The sequence below is a fragment of the Acidobacteriota bacterium genome, assembly GCA_026393755.1.
Classification (GTDB): domain Bacteria; phylum Acidobacteriota; class Vicinamibacteria; order Vicinamibacterales; family JAKQTR01; genus JBAXOX01.
Genome location: JAPKZO010000017.1, coordinates 141,557 through 160,129 on the forward strand (window position 1 = coordinate 141,557; position 18,573 = coordinate 160,129).

The 18,573-nt window shown below is 64.2% G+C and carries 13 protein-coding genes; 1 reads left to right on the forward strand and 12 read right to left on the reverse strand.

Annotation, left to right across the window (positions count from 1 at the left end; translation table 11 throughout):
* Window positions 1–95: 95 nt before the first annotated feature.
* The 10 genes from NTV05_06190 to NTV05_06235 form a co-directional block, all read right to left on the reverse strand.
* Entirely contained in the window at window positions 96–2,465 is a 2,370-nt protein-coding gene (locus tag NTV05_06190) for a TonB-dependent receptor (GenBank protein ID MCX6543989.1), read from the reverse strand.
* A 226-nt stretch (window positions 2,466–2,691) separates the two neighbouring features.
* Complete coding sequence (locus NTV05_06195) at window positions 2,692–3,108, reverse strand: hypothetical protein (protein ID MCX6543990.1); 417 nt, start codon at window positions 3,106–3,108, stop codon at window positions 2,692–2,694.
* Window positions 3,109–3,211: 103 nt separating this feature from the next.
* Window positions 3,212–4,045, reverse strand: coding sequence for an SDR family oxidoreductase (locus NTV05_06200; protein MCX6543991.1), 834 nt, complete (start codon window positions 4,043–4,045; stop codon window positions 3,212–3,214).
* Between the two features lie 56 nt (window positions 4,046–4,101).
* Window positions 4,102–5,670 carry an AMP-binding protein gene (locus NTV05_06205; protein ID MCX6543992.1) on the reverse strand — a complete coding sequence of 523 codons (1,569 nt, stop codon included), beginning with the start codon at window positions 5,668–5,670 and terminating at the stop codon, window positions 4,102–4,104.
* Window positions 5,630–5,896, reverse strand: coding sequence for an acyl carrier protein (locus NTV05_06210; protein MCX6543993.1), 267 nt, complete (start codon window positions 5,894–5,896; stop codon window positions 5,630–5,632). The genes NTV05_06205 and NTV05_06210 overlap by 41 nt, the downstream gene beginning before the upstream one ends.
* A complete protein-coding gene (locus NTV05_06215; protein MCX6543994.1) occupies window positions 5,890–7,134 on the reverse strand; it encodes a condensation domain-containing protein in 1,245 nt (414 codons plus the stop codon). The genes NTV05_06210 and NTV05_06215 overlap by 7 nt, the downstream gene beginning before the upstream one ends.
* Window positions 7,135–7,304: 170 nt before the next feature.
* Window positions 7,305–9,473 (reverse strand): cache domain-containing protein, encoded by a 2,169-nt coding sequence (locus tag NTV05_06220; protein MCX6543995.1) that lies wholly within the window; start codon window positions 9,471–9,473, stop codon window positions 7,305–7,307.
* A 51-nt stretch (window positions 9,474–9,524) separates the two neighbouring features.
* Window positions 9,525–11,357: a cache domain-containing protein gene (locus NTV05_06225; GenBank protein ID MCX6543996.1), complete on the reverse strand. Its 1,833-nt coding sequence runs from the start codon at window positions 11,355–11,357 to the stop codon at window positions 9,525–9,527.
* Between the two features lie 3 nt (window positions 11,358–11,360).
* Complete coding sequence (locus NTV05_06230; protein MCX6543997.1) at window positions 11,361–13,343, reverse strand: cyclic nucleotide-binding domain-containing protein; 1,983 nt, start codon at window positions 13,341–13,343, stop codon at window positions 11,361–11,363.
* Window positions 13,344–13,533: 190 nt separating this feature from the next.
* Window positions 13,534–15,081, reverse strand: coding sequence for an IMP dehydrogenase (locus NTV05_06235; GenBank protein ID MCX6543998.1), 1,548 nt, complete (start codon window positions 15,079–15,081; stop codon window positions 13,534–13,536).
* 85 nt (window positions 15,082–15,166) lie between these two features.
* Between NTV05_06235 and speA the strand changes: the two genes are divergently transcribed.
* Window positions 15,167–17,107 carry a biosynthetic arginine decarboxylase gene (gene speA / locus NTV05_06240; GenBank protein MCX6543999.1) on the forward strand — a complete coding sequence of 647 codons (1,941 nt, stop codon included), beginning with the start codon at window positions 15,167–15,169 and terminating at the stop codon, window positions 17,105–17,107.
* A gap of 102 nt (window positions 17,108–17,209) precedes the next feature.
* On the opposite strand, the gene NTV05_06245 is transcribed toward speA, so the two are convergent.
* Complete coding sequence (locus NTV05_06245) at window positions 17,210–17,731, reverse strand: hypothetical protein (GenBank protein ID MCX6544000.1); 522 nt, start codon at window positions 17,729–17,731, stop codon at window positions 17,210–17,212.
* Window positions 17,732–17,814: 83 nt separating this feature from the next.
* Window positions 17,815–18,498: a hypothetical protein gene (locus NTV05_06250; protein ID MCX6544001.1), complete on the reverse strand. Its 684-nt coding sequence runs from the start codon at window positions 18,496–18,498 to the stop codon at window positions 17,815–17,817.
* Window positions 18,499–18,573 lie beyond the last annotated feature (75 nt).

Consider the following 18,573-nt stretch of genomic DNA (forward strand, 5'->3'; position numbering starts at 1 on the left):
CTAATGACGATCGCGCGTCGATGCGATGCCTGGTGCTCTGATGGGTTCGTTCCGTGGACCGACCGCCAGTTCACCAGGCACCATCTGTCGGACACCTATCTGCGCAGTCTCAATTCGGCGACGATCTGGCGTTTCAGCAAGTCGCTGAACAGGTGATTCTGCACGGGCTCATTGCCCAGGTTTCTGATCTTGACGACCAGCACAGCATTGTCGCCAGCGAGGCGCACACCCAGCCCGGCGTTGATCACGGTGAATCCCTTGATCCATCCGGCGTACGTCAGGATGTCCCGGAAGTACGCCTCACTCGTATACCCGACCGAAACATCTCCCTGGATCCTCTTGTAGTCGAACATCAGCCCCGCGTTGAACCGATGCTTCGGCGGGAGGTTGATCAGCGATATGTCGAAGTCCTTCGGCACCGGCTTCGCCTGCCATGAGTAGTTGGCGAACACGCTGACGTAGCGAGTCGCCTGAGCGTCGACGCTTGTCTCAACGCCCTGGTTCCGAACCTGACCGATGTTCTGGTACTGAAGAGCTGACGGCAAGGCAATGGGCCCCGTCGGGACAAGGTAAGCAGCGAGCCATGAGGGAAATCCTGGAGGAGGAGGCGGATTCTGTGAGGTATATGGCGCTGTCGGGCTCAGGATCATGTCGTGCCGGCTGTCGTTCAGGTAATAGGTCACGCCGAAATGCACCCGGCCCTTGGCGAGTGACGCCGAGTAGCCGGCTTCGTACCCGTCGAGGGTCTGCTCCTTGAGGTCGAGGCTCCCGAGACCTTTCACCGGGAAGTAAGCGAACTGGCCTGCCAGCCCGAACCCGTCCAAGGGGATTCTGTTCGCGACCACCGTGTCCATGTAGTTCTGGAACAGGGACGGGGCGCGATAGGCCCGGCTATATGACACGCGGAAGGTCGATCCTGGCATCGGGCTGAAGAGCAACGCCGTGCGCGGCGAGACCACGGCATGATCCAGGCTGTCGAACTTGTCGGCTCTGACGCCGACGTTCCAGCGGAACTGCTCGGAGAGGATCACCTCATCCTGAAGATAGCCGCCAATCGTGTCACGTTTGTCGGCCAGCGGCGCCATCGTCATGTTGGTCCAGTTGTGGCGGAAGTTGGCGCCGTAGGTGAGCAGGTGCCGCCCTCCCACCATCTGGACGTTCTCCCCGGAGATGTCCCACGTCCTGTCGCTGAAGTAGTTGAGAATCGGCGCCCCCAGCGGACCGACGGCCAGGATGCTTGGGGCCGTGCCGCCCCAGAGATTCACGAAGGACCTGACGGTCAGGCCGGCGCGGCGGTACTCGGCCTTGCCGTAGCCGCCGTAGGCGCCGTCCTCCAGATGGAATGGCCCGAGTCCCGTGTGGAATGTGCCGCCGGTCCGGGCGTACCCGCCCGAGAACGACAGGTGGTCCAGGCCATTTGGAGAATCGTAGTCGAGCCGGAGATCGACTTTGGGCTGCTTCGTCCCGTAGTTCCTGAACGGAGGGTACGGGACCGTGGGCTGGTCGGGAAGCGTCCCGGCAGGGCGTGCCATGGGGTCAGACTGGTAGTACCCCGCCGACGCCTTCATTGCCCATCGGTCGTTGATGATCATGGCGTGAGAAAGGCTGACGTAATAGAGGCTGCCGGCGTCGTCAGTCGCCCCGACGGCGGGATCGACCAATCCGCCCTTGCGGTCAAAGGTTCCGACGCCCATCGTGAGCGTCGTTCCGGCCATTTCGCGCGGCGACTTCGTGATGATGTTGACCACGCCGTTCATCGCGCTCGGACCCCACACGGCAGACGCAGGGCCGCGCAGCACTTCGATCTGCTTGATCTCACCGAGATTGGTCGGGAGGAAGTCCCACGCCACGTAGCCGAAGTAGTCCTGGTTGGTCGACCGGCCGTCGATCATCACAAGCTGGCTTCCGGCCGGAATGACGGTCGCCTGGCGAGGTGTGACGCTGAAGTCGCGCGCTGACATCTGCACGACGTTCACCCCGGGAACCGTGCGCATCAGATCGGCGTAGTTCTGCGTCGGTGACGCCTCGATCGTCCGGTCATTGACGATGGTCACCGCCGCCGGCGCGTTGACCAGCAGTTCCTCGGTTCTCGACGCCGTCACGATGACGGTCTCGCTGATGCCGACCTGCAGCGTCGCATCCGCGGTGACCGCGCCACCCGGTTCGACCTTGATGTTCTTCAGCACAGCCGACACCGTGGAGGGAGCCGTGATCGTCACGGTGTAACTGCTCGCCGGAATGCGGGCAATGGCCCACGCGCCGACGCCATCGGCCATCGTTCTGAAGCTCGCCTTCGTCTGGTCGTCGGTCGCCACAACTCCGGCACCCGGGATGACCGCTCCCAGGGCGTCCTTGACGACGCCAGTCAGACGTCCGGTCTTTGCCTCCTGAGCCGAAGCTGGTACCGGTACAAACAGAAGTGCCGTCAAGAAGATTAGTGCGAAAGTTCTGCCGAGCGTCTGCATCGCTCCCTCCGTGCCCTGATTTCGTTTCGAACTGGCCATGGTTTCATTGGGGGCAAGTGGGGGGTTCATCGGGGGCGGGTAGTCTCGTCTCCTGAATCGAGTGTAGCGTGAACGGTTCCGCACAGACAAGGCAACCCGGGTCGGATCTGATGGTGCTGTCGCAGCCGGCGGACAGGGAATCGGGCTTGGCCAGGGTCTCAGCCGGCAGAGATGTGGGCGTCAATACCTACGTACGGGTGCCGATGAACTGAACCAGCGCCAGCAGCAGAATGGCCACCAGGAGGAAGATGTGAGACGGGAACATGCCGTGGACCATGCGGGTCCGCTCGTCGATCGTGTCCTTGTCTGTCGCCAGGCGCTGCGCCGTGGGAATGACCTTGACGATGCCGCCCCCCATGGCCAGCAGAATCAAAACGAGCGACGAGTACCCGGCCCACGGCGGCACGATGGCGTACACGATCTCCGCGATGATGCACGTGAGTGTCGTCAGCATGACGAACATCAGCAGGTAAGGATTCTTCGTGATGACCCCGTAGTAGGTGGCGATCTGCCCCAGCACGCCGGCCGGAATCGGTCCGCCGGTGCGCCGATGCGGCAGTCCGAGCATGTCGAACTGCAGATCGACGTACAGAATCGCAATCATGAAGCCAATGCATACGAAGACTGGGGCCAACAACATGGGCGCTTCTCCTCGAGCAGGTCGGCCGACGCCGGCACCCCTGTGGCCGGCCGTCGCCCTGTGTTAGTCAATCGGCCGTCAAGCCGGTCATCCTGGCGCTGATCTCCCACAATGTGGCTGCCGCGCCCCGATCGGTGGAGATTCGGGACGACCGCCGTGGCTTCGATCTGGAAAAATACTTCCCCGTCACACCGTCCACGTCAGGCGACGTGGCCAGGTAGACACTGGTCCTGGCGCCCGTCTCGTTGCTGACCGCAAACCAGTTCATCATCGGTTTCATGGTGGCGAGCAGCCCCCGGTTGTTCAAGCCGAAGTTGCTGGCCACGAAACCCGGGGACAGGGCGTTGACGGTGACGCCGGTGCCGTCCATTCGACGTGCCAGTTCGTAGGTGAACAGCAGATTGGCGAGCTTGGAGCGCTTGTACCCACTCCAGCCGCTGAACTCGAGAGCCGGAAAGTCGATCCTGGCGCCGATGTGCGCAAACGATGACACGTTGACGATGCGAGCCGGGGCGTTGATCTTGAGGAACGGGCTCAGCAGGCGCGCGAGCAGATAGTACCCGAGGTGATTGAGCGCCAGCGTCATCTCGATCCCGTCCGCGCTCATCTGGCCGTTCATGTACACCCCGCCGGCATTATTCACGAGCACGTTGAGGCGCGGGTACCGCTCCCCGATTTCCCCGGCAAGTCGCCGGATGTCTGCCTGAATCGACAGGTCGGCGATCAGGCACTCGACTCTCGGATTGCCGGTCTCCCGCGCAATCTGCTCGACCGCGGCCCGGCTCTTCTCCGCGCTCCGTCCGACGATCACAACGGTCGCGCCCTGCCGGGCGATGCCGCGGGCAGTTTCGTACCCGATCCCCCCGGTGGCTCCCGTCACGACACACACTCTGTCGTTCATTGTCTGTGCATGATACACGGTCCAGTCCTGCCTTGCACCGCACGTCTGCGGGCGTGTCAGTAGCCCGGAAACAGGATGGCATTGTCCGTCCGCAGCTCACCGGACAGATACCGCTGGCGGAGAGCAGCGTGCTGAATCTTGCCGTTGTGCGTGAGAGGAATGCCGTGTGGCCGAAGCAGGTACACGCGCCCGGGACGGAGTCCGAGTTGCGCGTGAATCGCGTCGACCACGTCCACGACGGAGTTGTGGAGCGCGGGCTCGTCGAGGCCGGCGACCTTCGACACTTCCGCAAACACGTAGAGCTGCTCGCCCTCGGGTCCGCCAGAGTCAATCCCAACGGCCGCGCTGCGGCGGACGAACGGCAGGTGATCGGCGATCTGTTCGGCTTCTTGCGGGAAGATCGTCTCGCCACCATGCTTGATGATGTTCTTCAGGCGTCCGGTCACAAAGAGATGTCCGGCAGCGTCCAGATAACCGAGGTCGCCGGTCTTGGTGTACGCGTCTCGCCAGAACAGGCGTGCGGTTTCTGCCTCATCGCTGTAATACCCGCGGGTGTTGGCCGGACTGCGCACGGCGATCTCGCCGGGCTGCCCTTCCGCGACGGGCTGATCGTCTTCAATGATCTGGATATCGATGTCGCGGAACGGGCGGCCCACGCTCACCACGCCGCGCGCGTCCACCAGCGGCGGTTTGCCAGGCGTCCACGTGCTGACGCCGACGGTGGCTTCGGCCAGTCCGTAGCCGGCAATCACGACGTCATGCAGACGGAACGCGCGCTCGAACTCCTCGATCGTGCGGGGGCGGACAGGCTCTGCGGCGTTGAGCGCCAGACGCAGGCTTGAGAGGTCGTAGGCGGACGGATCGCGCACATAGCGCACCGCGAGCCGGTAGGCGAAATCCGGCGCCGCCGTCAGCGTGCCCTGATGGCGTTCGATGGCCAACAGCCACGGCCGCGCGTTTGCCAGCGACGTGGGCAGCAGCACGAGTTTGGCGCCGAGGAAGAGCGGCACCATCGTCATCAGAATCAAGCCCATGTCGTGGTACACCGGCAGCCAGCTCACAAAGCAGTCGTCGGCCGTGATGGCCATCCCGGCGATCATCTGCGCCATGTTGGTCAGCAGACCCTCGTGCGAAAGCATCACTCCCTTGGGCAGCCCCGTGCTGCCAGACGTGTACTGCAGGAAGGCGACGTCGTGGGGAACGACGGCCGGAAACGTGCCGCGAGGCGAACATCGGTCGCTCTCGGCCACCGTGACGCTCTGCACTCCCGGGACGTCGTCGGGGTCGCCGCTCGGAACCACCAGGATGCGCGCGCCGCAGAGACTGGCCAGGGCCGCGATGCGAGTCGAACCGGAGGCGGGAAACACCGGAACGGCTATCGCGCCGGCGCGGATCGCGCCATAGAACGCCTGGAAGAAATCCGGCCCGTTGCCCAGCCGAATCAAGACCCTGTCGCCCCGCACCACACCGCGCTCGACCAGCAGAACGGCGAAGCGGTTGACGCGGTCCCGGAGTTCGGCGTACGAGACAGGTTGATCGTCCCAGTAGAACGCGGCCTGCGCTGGAGCGCGCGCGGCGCGCTCGTCAAGCAGGTCGAGCAGGGTTTGCGGCTGGAATGGCGGCATGGGAGCTCTTCAAGGCCAGGTCGTACAGATCCCGCACCGTCGACACATTCGCCATGGCGGCTTCGTCGATCACGATGCCGTACTTCTGTTCAAGCGTCACGACGATGTTGAGCACGTCGATCGACTCGCCCCCCAGGTCCGCCTGAATGCGGTCATCCGCCTTCGGGTCGCGGCGTCCCAGCACCAGACCGACCGCGCGGCAGACGTCATCAAGTTCGATCAGCATGTCGCCTCTTCAAGAATCGCCCGCATATCGTCCGCGATCCGCTGAGCCAGGGCCGCGTCCATGTCGGAATCGAGGTACAGGATGTCCCACCACAGTTCGCCGCGAAAGAGCCGGACCAGGGCACTGTATTCCGGCCCGAGCGTCATGTTGGCGGCGAACGAATGCACGCCGGTCACCTCGAAGGATCCGCCCGTCGTCCGCAGGTCGATCGGCCCGGCATAGCTGAAGGCGGTGGCGCTCATTCGGAAGGCCTTCAAGCCGAAGATCATCTTCATCGTGCCCGGGCTCGTGGAGTTGGCCAGAAACCGTTCGCCGGATCGCGCGGCCCGCAGCGTCAGGTCCTGGATCTGCTGCGCAAGGGGCCAGAAGCCGCGCGCGCGCTCCACCATTACCGTGAGGCGGAACAACGTGAGGAAGCACCCGAGCACAGTCCCCGGCACCGCCGTGCGCAGTCGCGGTCGAAGGTCGGTGAAGATAATGTGTCGCAGGGGGACGCGCGGAGACGGGTACAGGTGGCGTTGCACCGCCGACACCATGGCGGCGCTGAGAATCGCATTGAGCGTGATGCGGCGCCGGCGGCTGACCTGGACAAGCCCGGCCGTCAGTGCGGGAGAAAGCCGGATCGGCAGGATGCGGCACCGGCCCGTCTCGAAAATGGGGGCCTTCCGCACGCCGCGCGAGTGCCAGCGGAACCGCATCTCGTCGGCCATCTGGCGCCCCATATGCGCGGCTGTTGCGCGGGCGAGACCCAACCCGGTGTACTCCTTCGGGTAGAGCGCCGACGCGGAGAAACGGCCCTCCTGGGCAGTGTCGCCGGCGCTCGCTGGCGCCAGGCCCGCGCACAGGGAGATCAGTTCGGAGAAGAGAGGCGCCGCGCAGGCCGCATCGAGGATGTTGTGCGGGATGGCGACGATCAGGTCGCCGCCGCTCTGGTCAAACAGGTACCGGCAGCGGATCAGCGGCCCGGCCTCCAGGTCGATGCGCCGAGCGAGTTCGTCCTCGACGGCCGCGATCCAGTGGTCGTGACCGGACCGCTCGCCGACCTCGAGGGGAATCGGCCCCGCGACGTCGAAGTGGTACGCGTAGCCCTTCCCTTCAGGCAGAATGCGGGCTCGCAACAGCGGATGGCGTCGCTGCAGCGCGTCGAGCGCGGCACGCAGCGCGGGGACAGCCAGGCTGCCCTCCAGCCGCAGCACCGAGACGACGCTGAAGGGCGCCACTTCGTCGGTGATGCGCATGGCATGCTCGAATCCACGAAGCGTGCGGCTGGCGGCCGGCGCTGGGGCGTCAGTAGTGTCGGGTGGCAAGGACATAGCGTTGCGATCTGACTCTCTATTCAGTCCGGCTCATAGTGCGGTCACACCAGCGGCATTGTCAAGCGCAACGGCGCAGGTCATCCGCGACGCGCTCAGCGAAACGCGAACACCGTCACAACCAACAGCAGGCCCAGGAGGCACGGCCAGAACGTCAGCTTCGAGATCAGGTTGTTCCGGTAGTGGATCAACCGGATGCGCGTGCCCATCGCGAAGAGCACCGAGTTGATCGAGATCCACAGCATCGCCGCGTAGATGACGAAATAGAAGTACTCCAGGTAGAAGATCTCCTCGGCGGCCATCTTCCGCCGAATGTCGATGTGGCTGAACGCGATCACGAAGAACATTGCCACGCAGATGTTCAGCACCCGGCCGCTGCCCGCCTGCATGAAACCCACGAGCCGCTCGTCCCTGCTCGCGATCATCAGCAGCGTGAACAGCAGGATGGTCACGATGATGACCGACGTCAGGTTGGAGATGAAAGCGTCGACAAGGACGCGGCGGATGACAACGTTGAAATGCAGGGCCGGAAAATCCTCCTTGGCCAGGGATCGTTCGAGTCCGAAGTTGGTCTCGTAGCGCCTGTCGCGCAGCTCGAAGAAGCTCCTGGTCAACTCCCAGCCGGGCAGGAACATCCCTTTTTCCAGCCCGGGCAGCGACGTTGGATTCGTGATCGGATAGGCGGCGAGATCCGGCACGAGCACGACATTGTGGTTGAGATCCTGATGCAGGATCCGGAAGCCGATCTTCTCCTGCTCGAGGGGAAACCTGGAATGATCAAACCGCTGCCGAATCGTGCAGTTGAAATGCCATCTCACGACCTCGACATCGTGTTCACGCTGGCGGTACGGGTCGGACACGGTCAGGCTGGTTGCGTTGCCGATCACGAACCCGCGGGCCAGGTTGTCCTGGGCGCCGATGGTGTACTTCTGCCACAGGTAGCCCGTCACCGACAGATCGTCGACGGCGCTGAGCGACGCGGATTCGATGAACACGCCGGTGGGGACATAGACGGGCGGCTCGGTTCGGCGCTCGGCGGATACGCGTTCATAGGCATTCATCACCCGTTGCAGCGTCGCCCTGTCGCTGATCTGGACGCCTCGGGTCGGGCCTTGCGAATCATACGAGAGCGAGATCTTCCACACGAGGCCGATCCCCGCGGCCAGCAGGATCGCGGTGACGATGGACGTGGCCCAGAGCCTCGGCAGGCTCCCCGTATGCACGCGCAGCAGGAGTGCGGCGGCAGACACCCCGAAGATCAGCAGGGCGATCGTACTGTCGATCAGCTGCCTCCGAATGCGCGCGACATCCCAGGGGAGATCGTCCTTGATGAACGTATTCTGCAGCGACCATCCGGTGGAGGGGACGGGCGCATAACTCAGCCACGCACTCAGCCCTGTCGTGGCGCTGAGGTGGTCGATGATCCCGGCTTCGCCCTTCTCGATCTTCCCGGCCAGCAGCAACCTGTCGGGGTCGTGCTCTTCGGCGGCGACCTGAGCGAGCGTCTTCTTCCCACGCACCAGGTCTGTGTTGGGATGCGAGAGGTACAGTCCCTTCTGCGACACCAGTGCGCCAAATCCCGTCGGACCAAGATCCAGCGATTCGATGATCCGTCGAATCTCGTCCATTGAGATATCGACGGTGACCACGCCAAGCGCTGCGCGCGACCTGGTCGACGGGTCTACGGCGTAGAAGGGCGCCGAGTACGTCACCATGAAGGTCCGGGCGGCTTCGTCGTAATACGGCGCCGTCCACAGCGGTCCTCCCGTCAACGCCGGACCAAACCAGTCGTACTCGGGCTTCGTGTAGTCGTAGACGGTGTCGAGCTGGACAAACTTCACCAGCCCGTCCTTCTTCGTGTAGTACGCCGAATACAGCCGCCGCTGTGGATCGAACCCGAACGGTCTGTAACTCACCGTGGTCCCGACGTAACGCGTGTGCTGCTCAAGCCCCTCGCGCAGGCGCGCAAGGGCCGTGTCCTTGGTCAGCGAACCCGTGCTCAAGCCGGCCGCGACGGCGTCCACGCCGTCCGTGGCTTCCCGGAGAATCGCGTCAATCGACAGCGCGGCCTTGCCGGTCAACGAGGTCAGATTCGACCTGGCCGACTCGGTCACGCTCCGCGTGTACGTCAGATAGCTGGCAATCGAGGATGCGCTCCAGGCCAGCCCGATCGCGGCCAGCAGCAGCAGTATCCAGAACGACGTGCGCCGATACACGCCCGGTACCCCGGGTGGCGGCGCGATCGCGGGAGATGCAGTCGTCATGGGCTTGGGCTCACACGGCCTTGCCGGGCATGCGGATCGACGCCGGCACCGTCAGACGCTGGCTCCGGCCTTGACGCTGACGACTTCGTAGAACCTGAGTTCCTTGTGCTTGCCTCGAAGCGGCGTGTCCGGCATCTGGCGGCATTCGAACTCGTCTTTGAGGGCCTCGAACGTCGTTTCGCTGACCAGAATCGTGGTCCCGAATTCCTTGTTGAGCGTCTGCAGCCGCGACGACACGTTGACGCCGTCGCCAACCACGGTGAACTCGAGGCGCTTGCGCGATCCGATATTGCCGACGATCACGTCGTCGGAGTGGATGCCGATGCCGATCGCAATCGGGGGCTTCCCCGCCATCGCCCGCTCGCCGTTGATCTTGGCCAGCAGCGCCTTCATGCGGAGCGCCGCCAGCACGGCGCGGCGCGGGTGGTCGGGCGTGTCGCCGAAGGCGCCGAAGACCGCCATCAGTCCGTCGCCCAGGAACTTGTCCAGCATGCCGTTCTGCTCGAAGACGGCGTCCACCATCTCCGAGAAGTAGTCGTTGAGGAACGACACGACCTGCGAGGGCGTCATCTGCTCCGCCATCGCCGTGAAGCTTCGGATGTCGGAGAAGAGGATCGTGACACGCCGCGAGTCGCCGCCCAGGTTCACCTGGCCGTCGAGAATCTGGGCCGAGACTTGCGTCGCGACGTAGCGGCCGAACACCTCTTTGACGTGATCGCGCTCCTGGAGGCCGGCGGCCATCTCGTTCAGCGACGCGGCCAGCCGGCCGGCCACGTCATGACCGCCGAGCGCCACGCGTCCGGTCATGTCGCCACTGCCGATCCGATGTGCAAAATCACTGAGCTCGTGCATCGGCTGCTGGATCGATCGTGAGACCTGCTGCGCGACAAGCAGGCCGGCCAGCAGCACCAGCACGACGCCAACCACGAGCTCGCGGCGCAGGGTGAGCAGCAGCGCCAACTGCTCGCTCTCGTCAATTTCGGTGAGCAGGATCCACGGCTGCCTGGCCAGCGTGCCGGGATTCGGGATCGGCCGGTAGCCAAACAGCCTGGACTCCCGTCGCGCGTTCAGGGCGGTCACCGTCCCGCTCTTGCCCGATTGCCGCGCGAGCTGGATCGCAGGGTACGACGAGATGTCTTCGTTGACGCGCGAGACGTCGGGATGGGCGAGGATCCGGCCGTCGCCGTCCGCCATCACGGCGTACCCGCTCTGGTTGAACTTCGCGACCTTCACGAGCGCGTCGAGCCCGATCCTCAAATCGTACCAAACCACAACGACGCCGACCACAGGTCCGGAGCCGACACCGAGCGGCACACTGATCGCGATCACCTGCCGCTTGTAGATGGCCGAATACCGGGCCTCGGACACGAACGGCCTGCCGTCCAGGCCGAACGCGACGGCAACCCTGTTCGTCTCCTCCTGCTGAACCGCCGCGGAACTGACGGCGACGGGCCGGCCGTCACTGTCGAAGATCTCCATCTGGAGAAAACCGGGGTAGAAATTCCGGATTGTCCGCAACTGGTCCTGCAGCTGGCCCGCCGAGGCCCGGGCGTTGACCAGTGGCGCGATCGAGGCTCCGAAGCTCCCGAGCCTCGTCGAGATGTCGCCGATGATCTGTGCCACCCGGCTCTCGACGATCTCGCCCACGTCCTGCAGTTCGACGCTGATCTGGCGGTCGAGGATGCGCCTGGCCGCCTCATATCCCCACACGCCGACTACCGACGCCGACATCAGTGCCACGCCCATCATGGCCAGCAACATGGAGACGAAGAAACCGGCCCGGAGCTTCGCGAGCCAGCGCGCCCGGAGCACGAGGATGAACACGCCAGCGAGCACCAGCCACCCGAAGGCCGTCGCCGTCACGGAGATCGCGAGCGACGTCATGTCCTACGTCCCTTCCGGCCTGTTCGCGCCGGGGGCCACCAGCCGGATCGGCGCAATTCTGGCCTCGATCGTCTTCTCGATGGCTGGCAGTGCACGCCTCGCCGCATCCGCCCCCCGCGCAATCAATTCGTCAGCGCGGTAGTACTCGATCCACGTGAAGTCGGACAGATCGGGATTGATCAGCACGTCGGCAGCGATCGCCTTGAAGTTCCCCAATTCGTACTCGAGGATCTGCATCGAGTTCATGACGATGTCAAACAGGTTCGGCATGTCCTCCGAGTCCACCAGGTAGTTCAGCGGGTTGAACGCGTTGATCTTGCGGTACCAGGAGGCGACCACGGTTTCGACTCCGCGCTTCATGCGCGGCACGACATTGACGGCAATCGTCAGATCGGCGCCCATGTCGAGGACGACCTCCGCCGGAACCGGATCCGAGACGCCGCCGTCCACCAGCACGTGCTCGCCCATCTTGACTGGCGCCATCACCATCGGGACCGACGAACTGGCGCGGTACGCCGTTTCGAGCCGTCCGGAGCCGATAGCGATGCGTTCGCCCGTCTCGACGTCGGTCGCGACCGTGCGACAGGGCAGCACCAACTGCTCGAACGTCTCCTTGCCCTTCAGAAACGGCCGCATCAGCGCCACGAAGCGCTGGCCCGCCATGATGCCAGGCTTGGTAAAGAACGTCGGATCGGAAGCCAGGAGGAAATTGCGCTTCACGCCCAGCTCGCGGGCAATATCGATCATCTCGGACACCGGCAGCCCGGATGCATAGCCGACCGCGATAATCGAGCCCTGGCTGCAGCCCGCCACCAGATCGATGGGCACGCCGGCCTCTTCGAGCACCTTGAGCACGCCAAGATGGGCGAGACCGAACGCCGCGCCGCCGCCGAGCGCCAGACCAATCGAGGTGCCGAGCAATTTGTGCGCCAGCCGGTGGATTGGCAGCGCGGCCGCCGCCCGTGGATGCGTGCGAATGAACTCGCTGACGTCAGCAATGGAGCCGGCCAATGCCGCACTGCGCGGCACGACGAACGGTTCGCTGCTGCTGATCGACAAAGGCCTGGAATTCGGGTTGACCAGGTTGATGACGCGGAACATCTTCATCTTCCGAGGATCGCCGACGCCAGGCTCCTCGTTGGGTTTGTCAACCAGAGCGACGTAGACATCAGAGTACGCGCTGGCCGATCCGATGAGCCCCGCTGTCTCGGCCCCGAAGTCGATGACGATGAAGCTGAAGACGTCACTCAACTTCGAAACCAGATTCGAGAGCAGATCGCCGTACGCCGCCGAGCCGAGACCAGGGGGGAGCGCAACCCGGAGGACCACGGGGCCTCCGCCGAGACGGGCCGGCGGCGGAACGAATTTCCGCGGCGCCGCATCGAGACTGTCGGACAGCAGATCGAGCGTGGTGGGATCCTGCGTCTCGCGTCCCGCCAGAACCTCGACATAGATCACCTCGGTCGTGGTGATCTGTTTGAGGAGGACGGCGAGCGAAAAGGCGATCAGGGTCCCGCCCTTCAACCCCGGGCGGCTGCCCACGGTGATGGTCGTGGTCGCACGCCGGAGCCTCTCGGCGCGGGTGACACCAGCCAGCCGCTTCGACAGAACCCGCGCGAAGAACTCGATCGCCTTTGGGTTCTTCAGGAACAGCTGATCGAAGGCCGGTTTGTCGATCGCAAGCAGGCGCGCTCGGCGCGCGGCGGTCACCGTAGCGGTTCGCTTGCCGCCCTGCAGCAGCGCCATTTCCCCGAAGTAGTCGCCCCGTCTGAGCGTCCCGGTCTGACGCGGCGGCTGGCCCGCATCCCAGACCTCCAACTCGCCGTCAAGCACGACGTAGAAGACGTCGCCCGGCTCGCCAATGCGGATGACGACGTCATCTTTGGCGAACGACACTTCCTGCGCCAGCTTCCCGACCACCTCGAGTTCGGCGTGGGTGAAGAAGTTGAAGATCTGAATCGTGGCGAGGAAGTCCAGGTCGACCATACAGTCCATTCCGATCCGCCGCCAGAGAACGCCCGAAGGACGCCGGCGCCATATTATCTCCCATCCGCCGAAAGGGGCCGGGACGAATAATCGACAGGGTCTCCCTCACACGACAACACTGTCGTTCGTCCGAGACGCTGACAATCTTGTCAGCGGAAAGAAACCCTGTCGATAATTCGTCCCGACCGCTTCAACGGTCGTAGGATTCGCGGCGGCTGGCCTCGGTCAGTCGGATCACGTAACGCAGGGGATCGCGGCGGAAGCGGGTCTTGAACTCGGCCAGGCTCGCGGCGCCGCCGTAGCTGATGGCCGACGCCAGGTGCTTCATCATGTCGGTGATGACCGGGCGGACCGATCCGCACGCTGGGACGCTCACTTCGATCCCTTCTGCGCCCAGCGCCTCGAAGTCCACCTCGTCGTCGTCTTCGACGTCGAGCCGGTCCTTGATGGCCTGGATCGACGCCATTCCGCGCAACACCTTGAATGGAACCTTCACGACCTTCTGCGATTCGGGCAACAGCACCGACTTCTGCACGACGTCGCCGGGCGTTTCGATCGTGCCGGCAAACGCACTGCCCAGCATCACGGTGTCGCCGCCAAACAGCAGCGCCTCGACAATCGCGCCATCCCGGCGAATGCCGCCATCGGCGATGATGGGAATCCTGTCACCGACGGCGGCGCGGCATTCGACAAGCGCCTGCAGCTGCGGCACACCGAACGAGGTGGTCAGTCGCGTGCTGCACCCGCCTCCAGGACCGATGCCGACCTTGACTCCGTCAACGCCGAGATCGGCGAGCGCCCGCGCGCCGTCGGCAGTCGCCACGTTGCCCGCCACGACCTCGACACCGCCGAACCGCTTTCGGAACGCCTTCATCGCCTTCCGCATCACGACCGAATCACCGTGGGCGATGTCGATCACAATCACGTCCACGCCGGCCTTGATGAGCTCCGCCGCGCGCTCCAGGTAGTCGCCCTTGGCCCCGATGGCGGCCCCGACAAGCAGCCGTCCGCTGACGTCCCGGGACGCGCACGGCAGGCGCTTCTGATGCAGCAGGTCTCTGGCCGTGATGAGGCCGACGAGCACGCCCGCGCGGTCGACCAGCGGCAGCTTCTTCACTTTGCGCTCGATCATCAGGCGTTCGGCGGCAACCATCGAGAGGCGGCCCACGTTCACCACCAGGCGGTCGCGGAGCGTCATGCGATCCGCGACGGTCAGCTGCGGGGCGTCCGCGCGGCTATCGACGAACCGGACGTCGCGCTGCGTCAGCAGACCCAACAAGTGCCTGACGCCATCGACGACCACCAGCGTGCCCACGCCGCGCCTCTCCATCATGGCAAGCGCCGCGGTGAGCGACTCGTCGGGTCCGATCGTCCACGGATCCGCAATCACGAGATGCTGCGTCCGCTTCACCAGTTGGACCTCGCGAACCTGCGGCTCGATGTCCCCGGACCGGAAACCGCGATCGATGACGCCCAATCCGCCCTCTTCCGCGAGCACCATCGCCATCGGCGCCCGCGTCACCGTGTCCATGTTGGCCGACACGATCGGCCGCCGCAGCGTGATGTGACGTGAGAACCGGCACGACAGATCGATGCCGGCGGGGTCCCGGCGCTCGAGCACGCTGTACTGCGGCGTCAGCAGAAAGTCGTCGAAGGTGCACCCGGCGACCAGGGTCCTGAGCTTCCGCCATCCGCCCGCCGGTCGACCGCCCGTCGTCCGCCGCTGTTGCCTGGCCATCATCCGCCTCCACATGGAACCTGTCGGATCGTCGTCAGATCGTCGATGACACGCGCGAAAAAATCGGTATCATGCAAACGTGAGCATTCCAGCCAGCCGCCTGAACCGATCCTGGCGCTTCGGGGACCCCTGGAGCATCGCCGACGCCACTGAATTGTACGAGATTGGCCGCTGGGGCCAGGGATACTTTTCGATAGGCGACGATGGCCACGTGCATGTACATCCCGCGAAGGATCCACAGAACTCGATCGATTTAAAGAGCCTCACCGACGACCTGGTCCTGCGCGGCATCGACCTGCCCATCTTGATCCGGTTTAGCGACATCCTCAAGCACCGGCTGCAGGACATCCACGACGCCTTCCAGGCAGCCATTGCGCAGCATGGCTACCAGGGCCGGTACGCGTGCGTCTACCCGGTGAAGGTCAACCAGCAGCGGCGCGTCGTGGAAGAAGTGGTGAAGTACGGGCGGCCGTTTGGATTCGGCCTGGAGGCCGGATCGAAACCCGAACTGCTGGCGGTCGCGGCGCTGGCCTCCAACGACATTCCGATCATCTGCAACGGCTTCAAGGACGCCGAGTTCATCGAGATGGCCATGCTCGCCCAGAAGATCGGGCGCACAATCATCCCGGTCGTCGAGAAGTACAGCGAACTCGGGATGGTGCTCGAATACGCCGCGAAGGTCGGCGTGCGGCCCAATATCGGCATGCGGGTCAAGCTCGCGTCCCGCGGCAGCGGCAAGTGGCAGTCGTCTGGCGGCTACCGATCGAAATTCGGGTTGACTGTTGGCGAGATCCTCAAGGGCCTCGAGGAGCTGCGCGGCCTGGGCATGCAGGACTGCCTGAAGCTGCTCCACTTCCATCTTGGCAGTCAGATTCCCAACATCCGCATCGTCAAAGCGGCCCTCAACGAGGCGGCGCGCATCTACGTTGAACTGGCGAAGGACGGCGCGGGGCTCGAGTACCTGGACATCGGCGGCGGCCTGGGCGTCGACTACGACGGATCGCGCACGAACTTCGAGTCGAGCGTCAACTATACGCTTGAAGAGTACGCGGCCGACGTCGTGTACCACGTCCAGACGGTGTGTGATGACGCCGGCGTGAAGCACCCGACGATCATTTCGGAGAGCGGGCGGGCGATCGCGGCATATCACAGCGTGCTGGTGTTCAACGTGCTAGGCGTCACGGGATTCCGCGAACAGGAGATCCCGCAGGTGGGGCCCAACGAGGAGCTCGAACAGCCGATCATCGACCTGCGCGAAACGCTGCAGAACGTCTCCGGCCGGAACGTGCTCGAGAGTTACAACGACGCCCAGCAGGCCCTCGAGATGGCGCTGAATCTGTTTACCGGCGGCTACCTGCCGCTCGAACAGCGCTGCCATGCCGAAGCGCTGTACTGGGCCATCTGTTCGAAGATCCAGCGGCTCATCCAGCAGATGGACGAGGTGCCGGAGGATCTGCAGGGCCTGGACGAGCAGCTGGCGGACACCTACTTCTGCAACTTCTCGCTCTTCCAGTCGATGCCGGACAGTTGGGCCATCAAGCAGTTGTTCCCGGTGATGCCGATTCACATGCTGCAGAAGCCGCCGGCCAGCCACGCGGTGATTGGGGACATCACGTGTGACTCGGATGGCAAGATCGATCAGTTCATCGATCGGCGCGACGTCAAGCGCACGCTGCCGCTGCACGTCGTCAATGGCGAGCCGTACTTCCTGGCCGTCTTTCTGATTGGCGCCTACCAGGAAATCCTGGGCGACATGCACAACCTCTTCGGGGACACGCACACCGTCCACGTCACGCAGGATGAACAGGGCGGCGTGGTGCTCGATTCGCTCATCAAGGGCGACACCGTCCGCGAGGTGCTGCAGTACGTGAACTACAACCCCGACAGCCTGGTGAGCAAGCTGCGGTCCGATACCGAGACCGCCGTGCGCGAGGGCAGACTTTCCTACGAAGAGTCGGGCCGGCTGCTGAAGTTCTACGAAGAAGGCCTGCAGGGCTACACGTACCTCGAAGACCCCAAGAGTTAGAGCGGCGATTCGGGATTCGGCACAGACCCGTAAGGGCGGCTCTTGTGGCCGCTTTCTTGTTGAACGCCGGACTCCGTAAACGTCCGGAGCAGAACCTTGTGACTATTGTCGACTCTTGTTCAGTGTAACCCGCGCAAACGGCTGGAGCCTGCCGCCGGATTCACCGTCCATCGCCCACTGCCACGAGTCTGTGGTCGGTGTGTAGATGAACGTTGTGTGAAACACGTCACCGCTGCCGGTCTTGAAGAGGAACGGCAGGGAGTTGCCGCTGGGCGTAGCGCGGCCGATGGCATCGGCCGACAGGCCGCCGTTGCCGGTGGTATCGAGCCACAACACCTTGTACTCGCCGGACTTCTTATCAAGGCTGATGAACACGATGGCCTCGTAGGCCGGCTTGCCTTTCGCGTCTTTCTCACGCGACACCTCGTGCAGGCGGATGTAGCCGCCGTTCAGCACGAACTGGGCATCCACGTCGTGGGTGGTTTGTTTGTTGTCGATCGTGCCGCGCAGCACCCACCTGCCGGCCAAGTGGTCGAAGAGCGTCGCATGGGTCGCGGGCTGCTGAGCGAAGGTGGGCGACGACAACGCGACGACGGCGGCCACAAGCGCTAGGAATCGGCGCATGTACGAGTACCTCCGTTGACGGCTACTACAATAACCCCTGGCGCCTCGAACTCGTCGTTCATAACAGGACTCCACGTCTGGCCTCACTTGCCGGCGCTCACAGTACGATCCGCGCCGGCCGGGTGCAGCGCACTGTAAGACCGCGGCGCCTTCCCATCCAGCGCGTCTTTTCCATCGAACTTGCCCACATCGCGGGTCCAACCCGTTTGCCCGCGGCGGTTCCGCACCTGAACCCACCAAATCGATTCCGTGCGCTCAACAATCTTGCCCGTGCATCGCGCCGGCTCGAAGTCGCACACCCCGTTGTAGAAGATGGTGCCGTCCAGCTCGTCGTACATCCGGCCCTCGAACCATGCCTTGAAGAACCCTTCGCCACGGTACGTGAGCAGGAACAGGGTCTGGCCAGGCGCGACGCTCAACGAGCCAGACGCCGTGCGCAGAGTGACGGCCTTGGGGAACTGGACACGCCCGGGCTTGACGATGACGACCACACCGGTCAACGCCGTCACTTGCTCGCCTCTGCTGATGGCATAGACGACCGGAGCCGAGGCCTTGCGGTCGCTGCGAACCGAGACCGGGGCGTTAGCCGTCCACGCACGATAGACGCAACCCTCGAACGGGCAGGCGCCGATGTCTTCGTACGGGACGGGTGGTTTCGCCCTCTGTCCGTGGAGCGAAGTGAACGCTTCACCCTGGAGCGCACACATGCCAACAACCGCGACCCACGGGATAGACGCTGCCACCGCTATCGTGTTTCTATTCGCCATGGATCCTGACCTGTTCATCGGTCAACGACGGCGCTTCAGCCGCGGCGCTTCACGATCGCACCGAGCGACGTCGGG

Excerpts from the sequence above, each read along its gene's own strand:
- NTV05_06230 (MCX6543997.1), bottom strand. The coding sequence starts at position 13,343 with ATGGTCGACCTGGACTTCCTCGCCACGATTCAGATCTTCAACTTCTTC.
- NTV05_06245 (MCX6544000.1), bottom strand. The coding sequence starts at position 17,731 with ATGCGCCGATTCCTAGCGCTTGTGGCCGCCGTCGTCGCGTTGTCGTCG.
- NTV05_06190 (MCX6543989.1), bottom strand. The coding sequence starts at position 2,465 with ATGCAGACGCTCGGCAGAACTTTCGCACTAATCTTCTTGACGGCACTT.
- NTV05_06225 (MCX6543996.1), bottom strand. The coding sequence starts at position 11,357 with ATGACGTCGCTCGCGATCTCCGTGACGGCGACGGCCTTCGGGTGGCTG.
- NTV05_06195 (MCX6543990.1), bottom strand. The coding sequence starts at position 3,108 with ATGATTGCGATTCTGTACGTCGATCTGCAGTTCGACATGCTCGGACTG.
- NTV05_06210 (MCX6543993.1), bottom strand. The coding sequence starts at position 5,896 with ATGCTGATCGAACTTGATGACGTCTGCCGCGCGGTCGGTCTGGTGCTG.
- NTV05_06205 (MCX6543992.1), bottom strand. The coding sequence starts at position 5,670 with ATGCCGCCATTCCAGCCGCAAACCCTGCTCGACCTGCTTGACGAGCGC.
- NTV05_06200 (MCX6543991.1), bottom strand. The coding sequence starts at position 4,045 with ATGAACGACAGAGTGTGTGTCGTGACGGGAGCCACCGGGGGGATCGGG.
- NTV05_06215 (MCX6543994.1), bottom strand. The coding sequence starts at position 7,134 with ATGCGCATCACCGACGAAGTGGCGCCCTTCAGCGTCGTCTCGGTGCTG.
- NTV05_06220 (MCX6543995.1), bottom strand. The coding sequence starts at position 9,473 with ATGACGACTGCATCTCCCGCGATCGCGCCGCCACCCGGGGTACCGGGC.
- NTV05_06235 (MCX6543998.1), bottom strand. The coding sequence starts at position 15,081 with ATGGCCAGGCAACAGCGGCGGACGACGGGCGGTCGACCGGCGGGCGGA.
- NTV05_06250 (MCX6544001.1), bottom strand. The coding sequence starts at position 18,498 with ATGGCGAATAGAAACACGATAGCGGTGGCAGCGTCTATCCCGTGGGTC.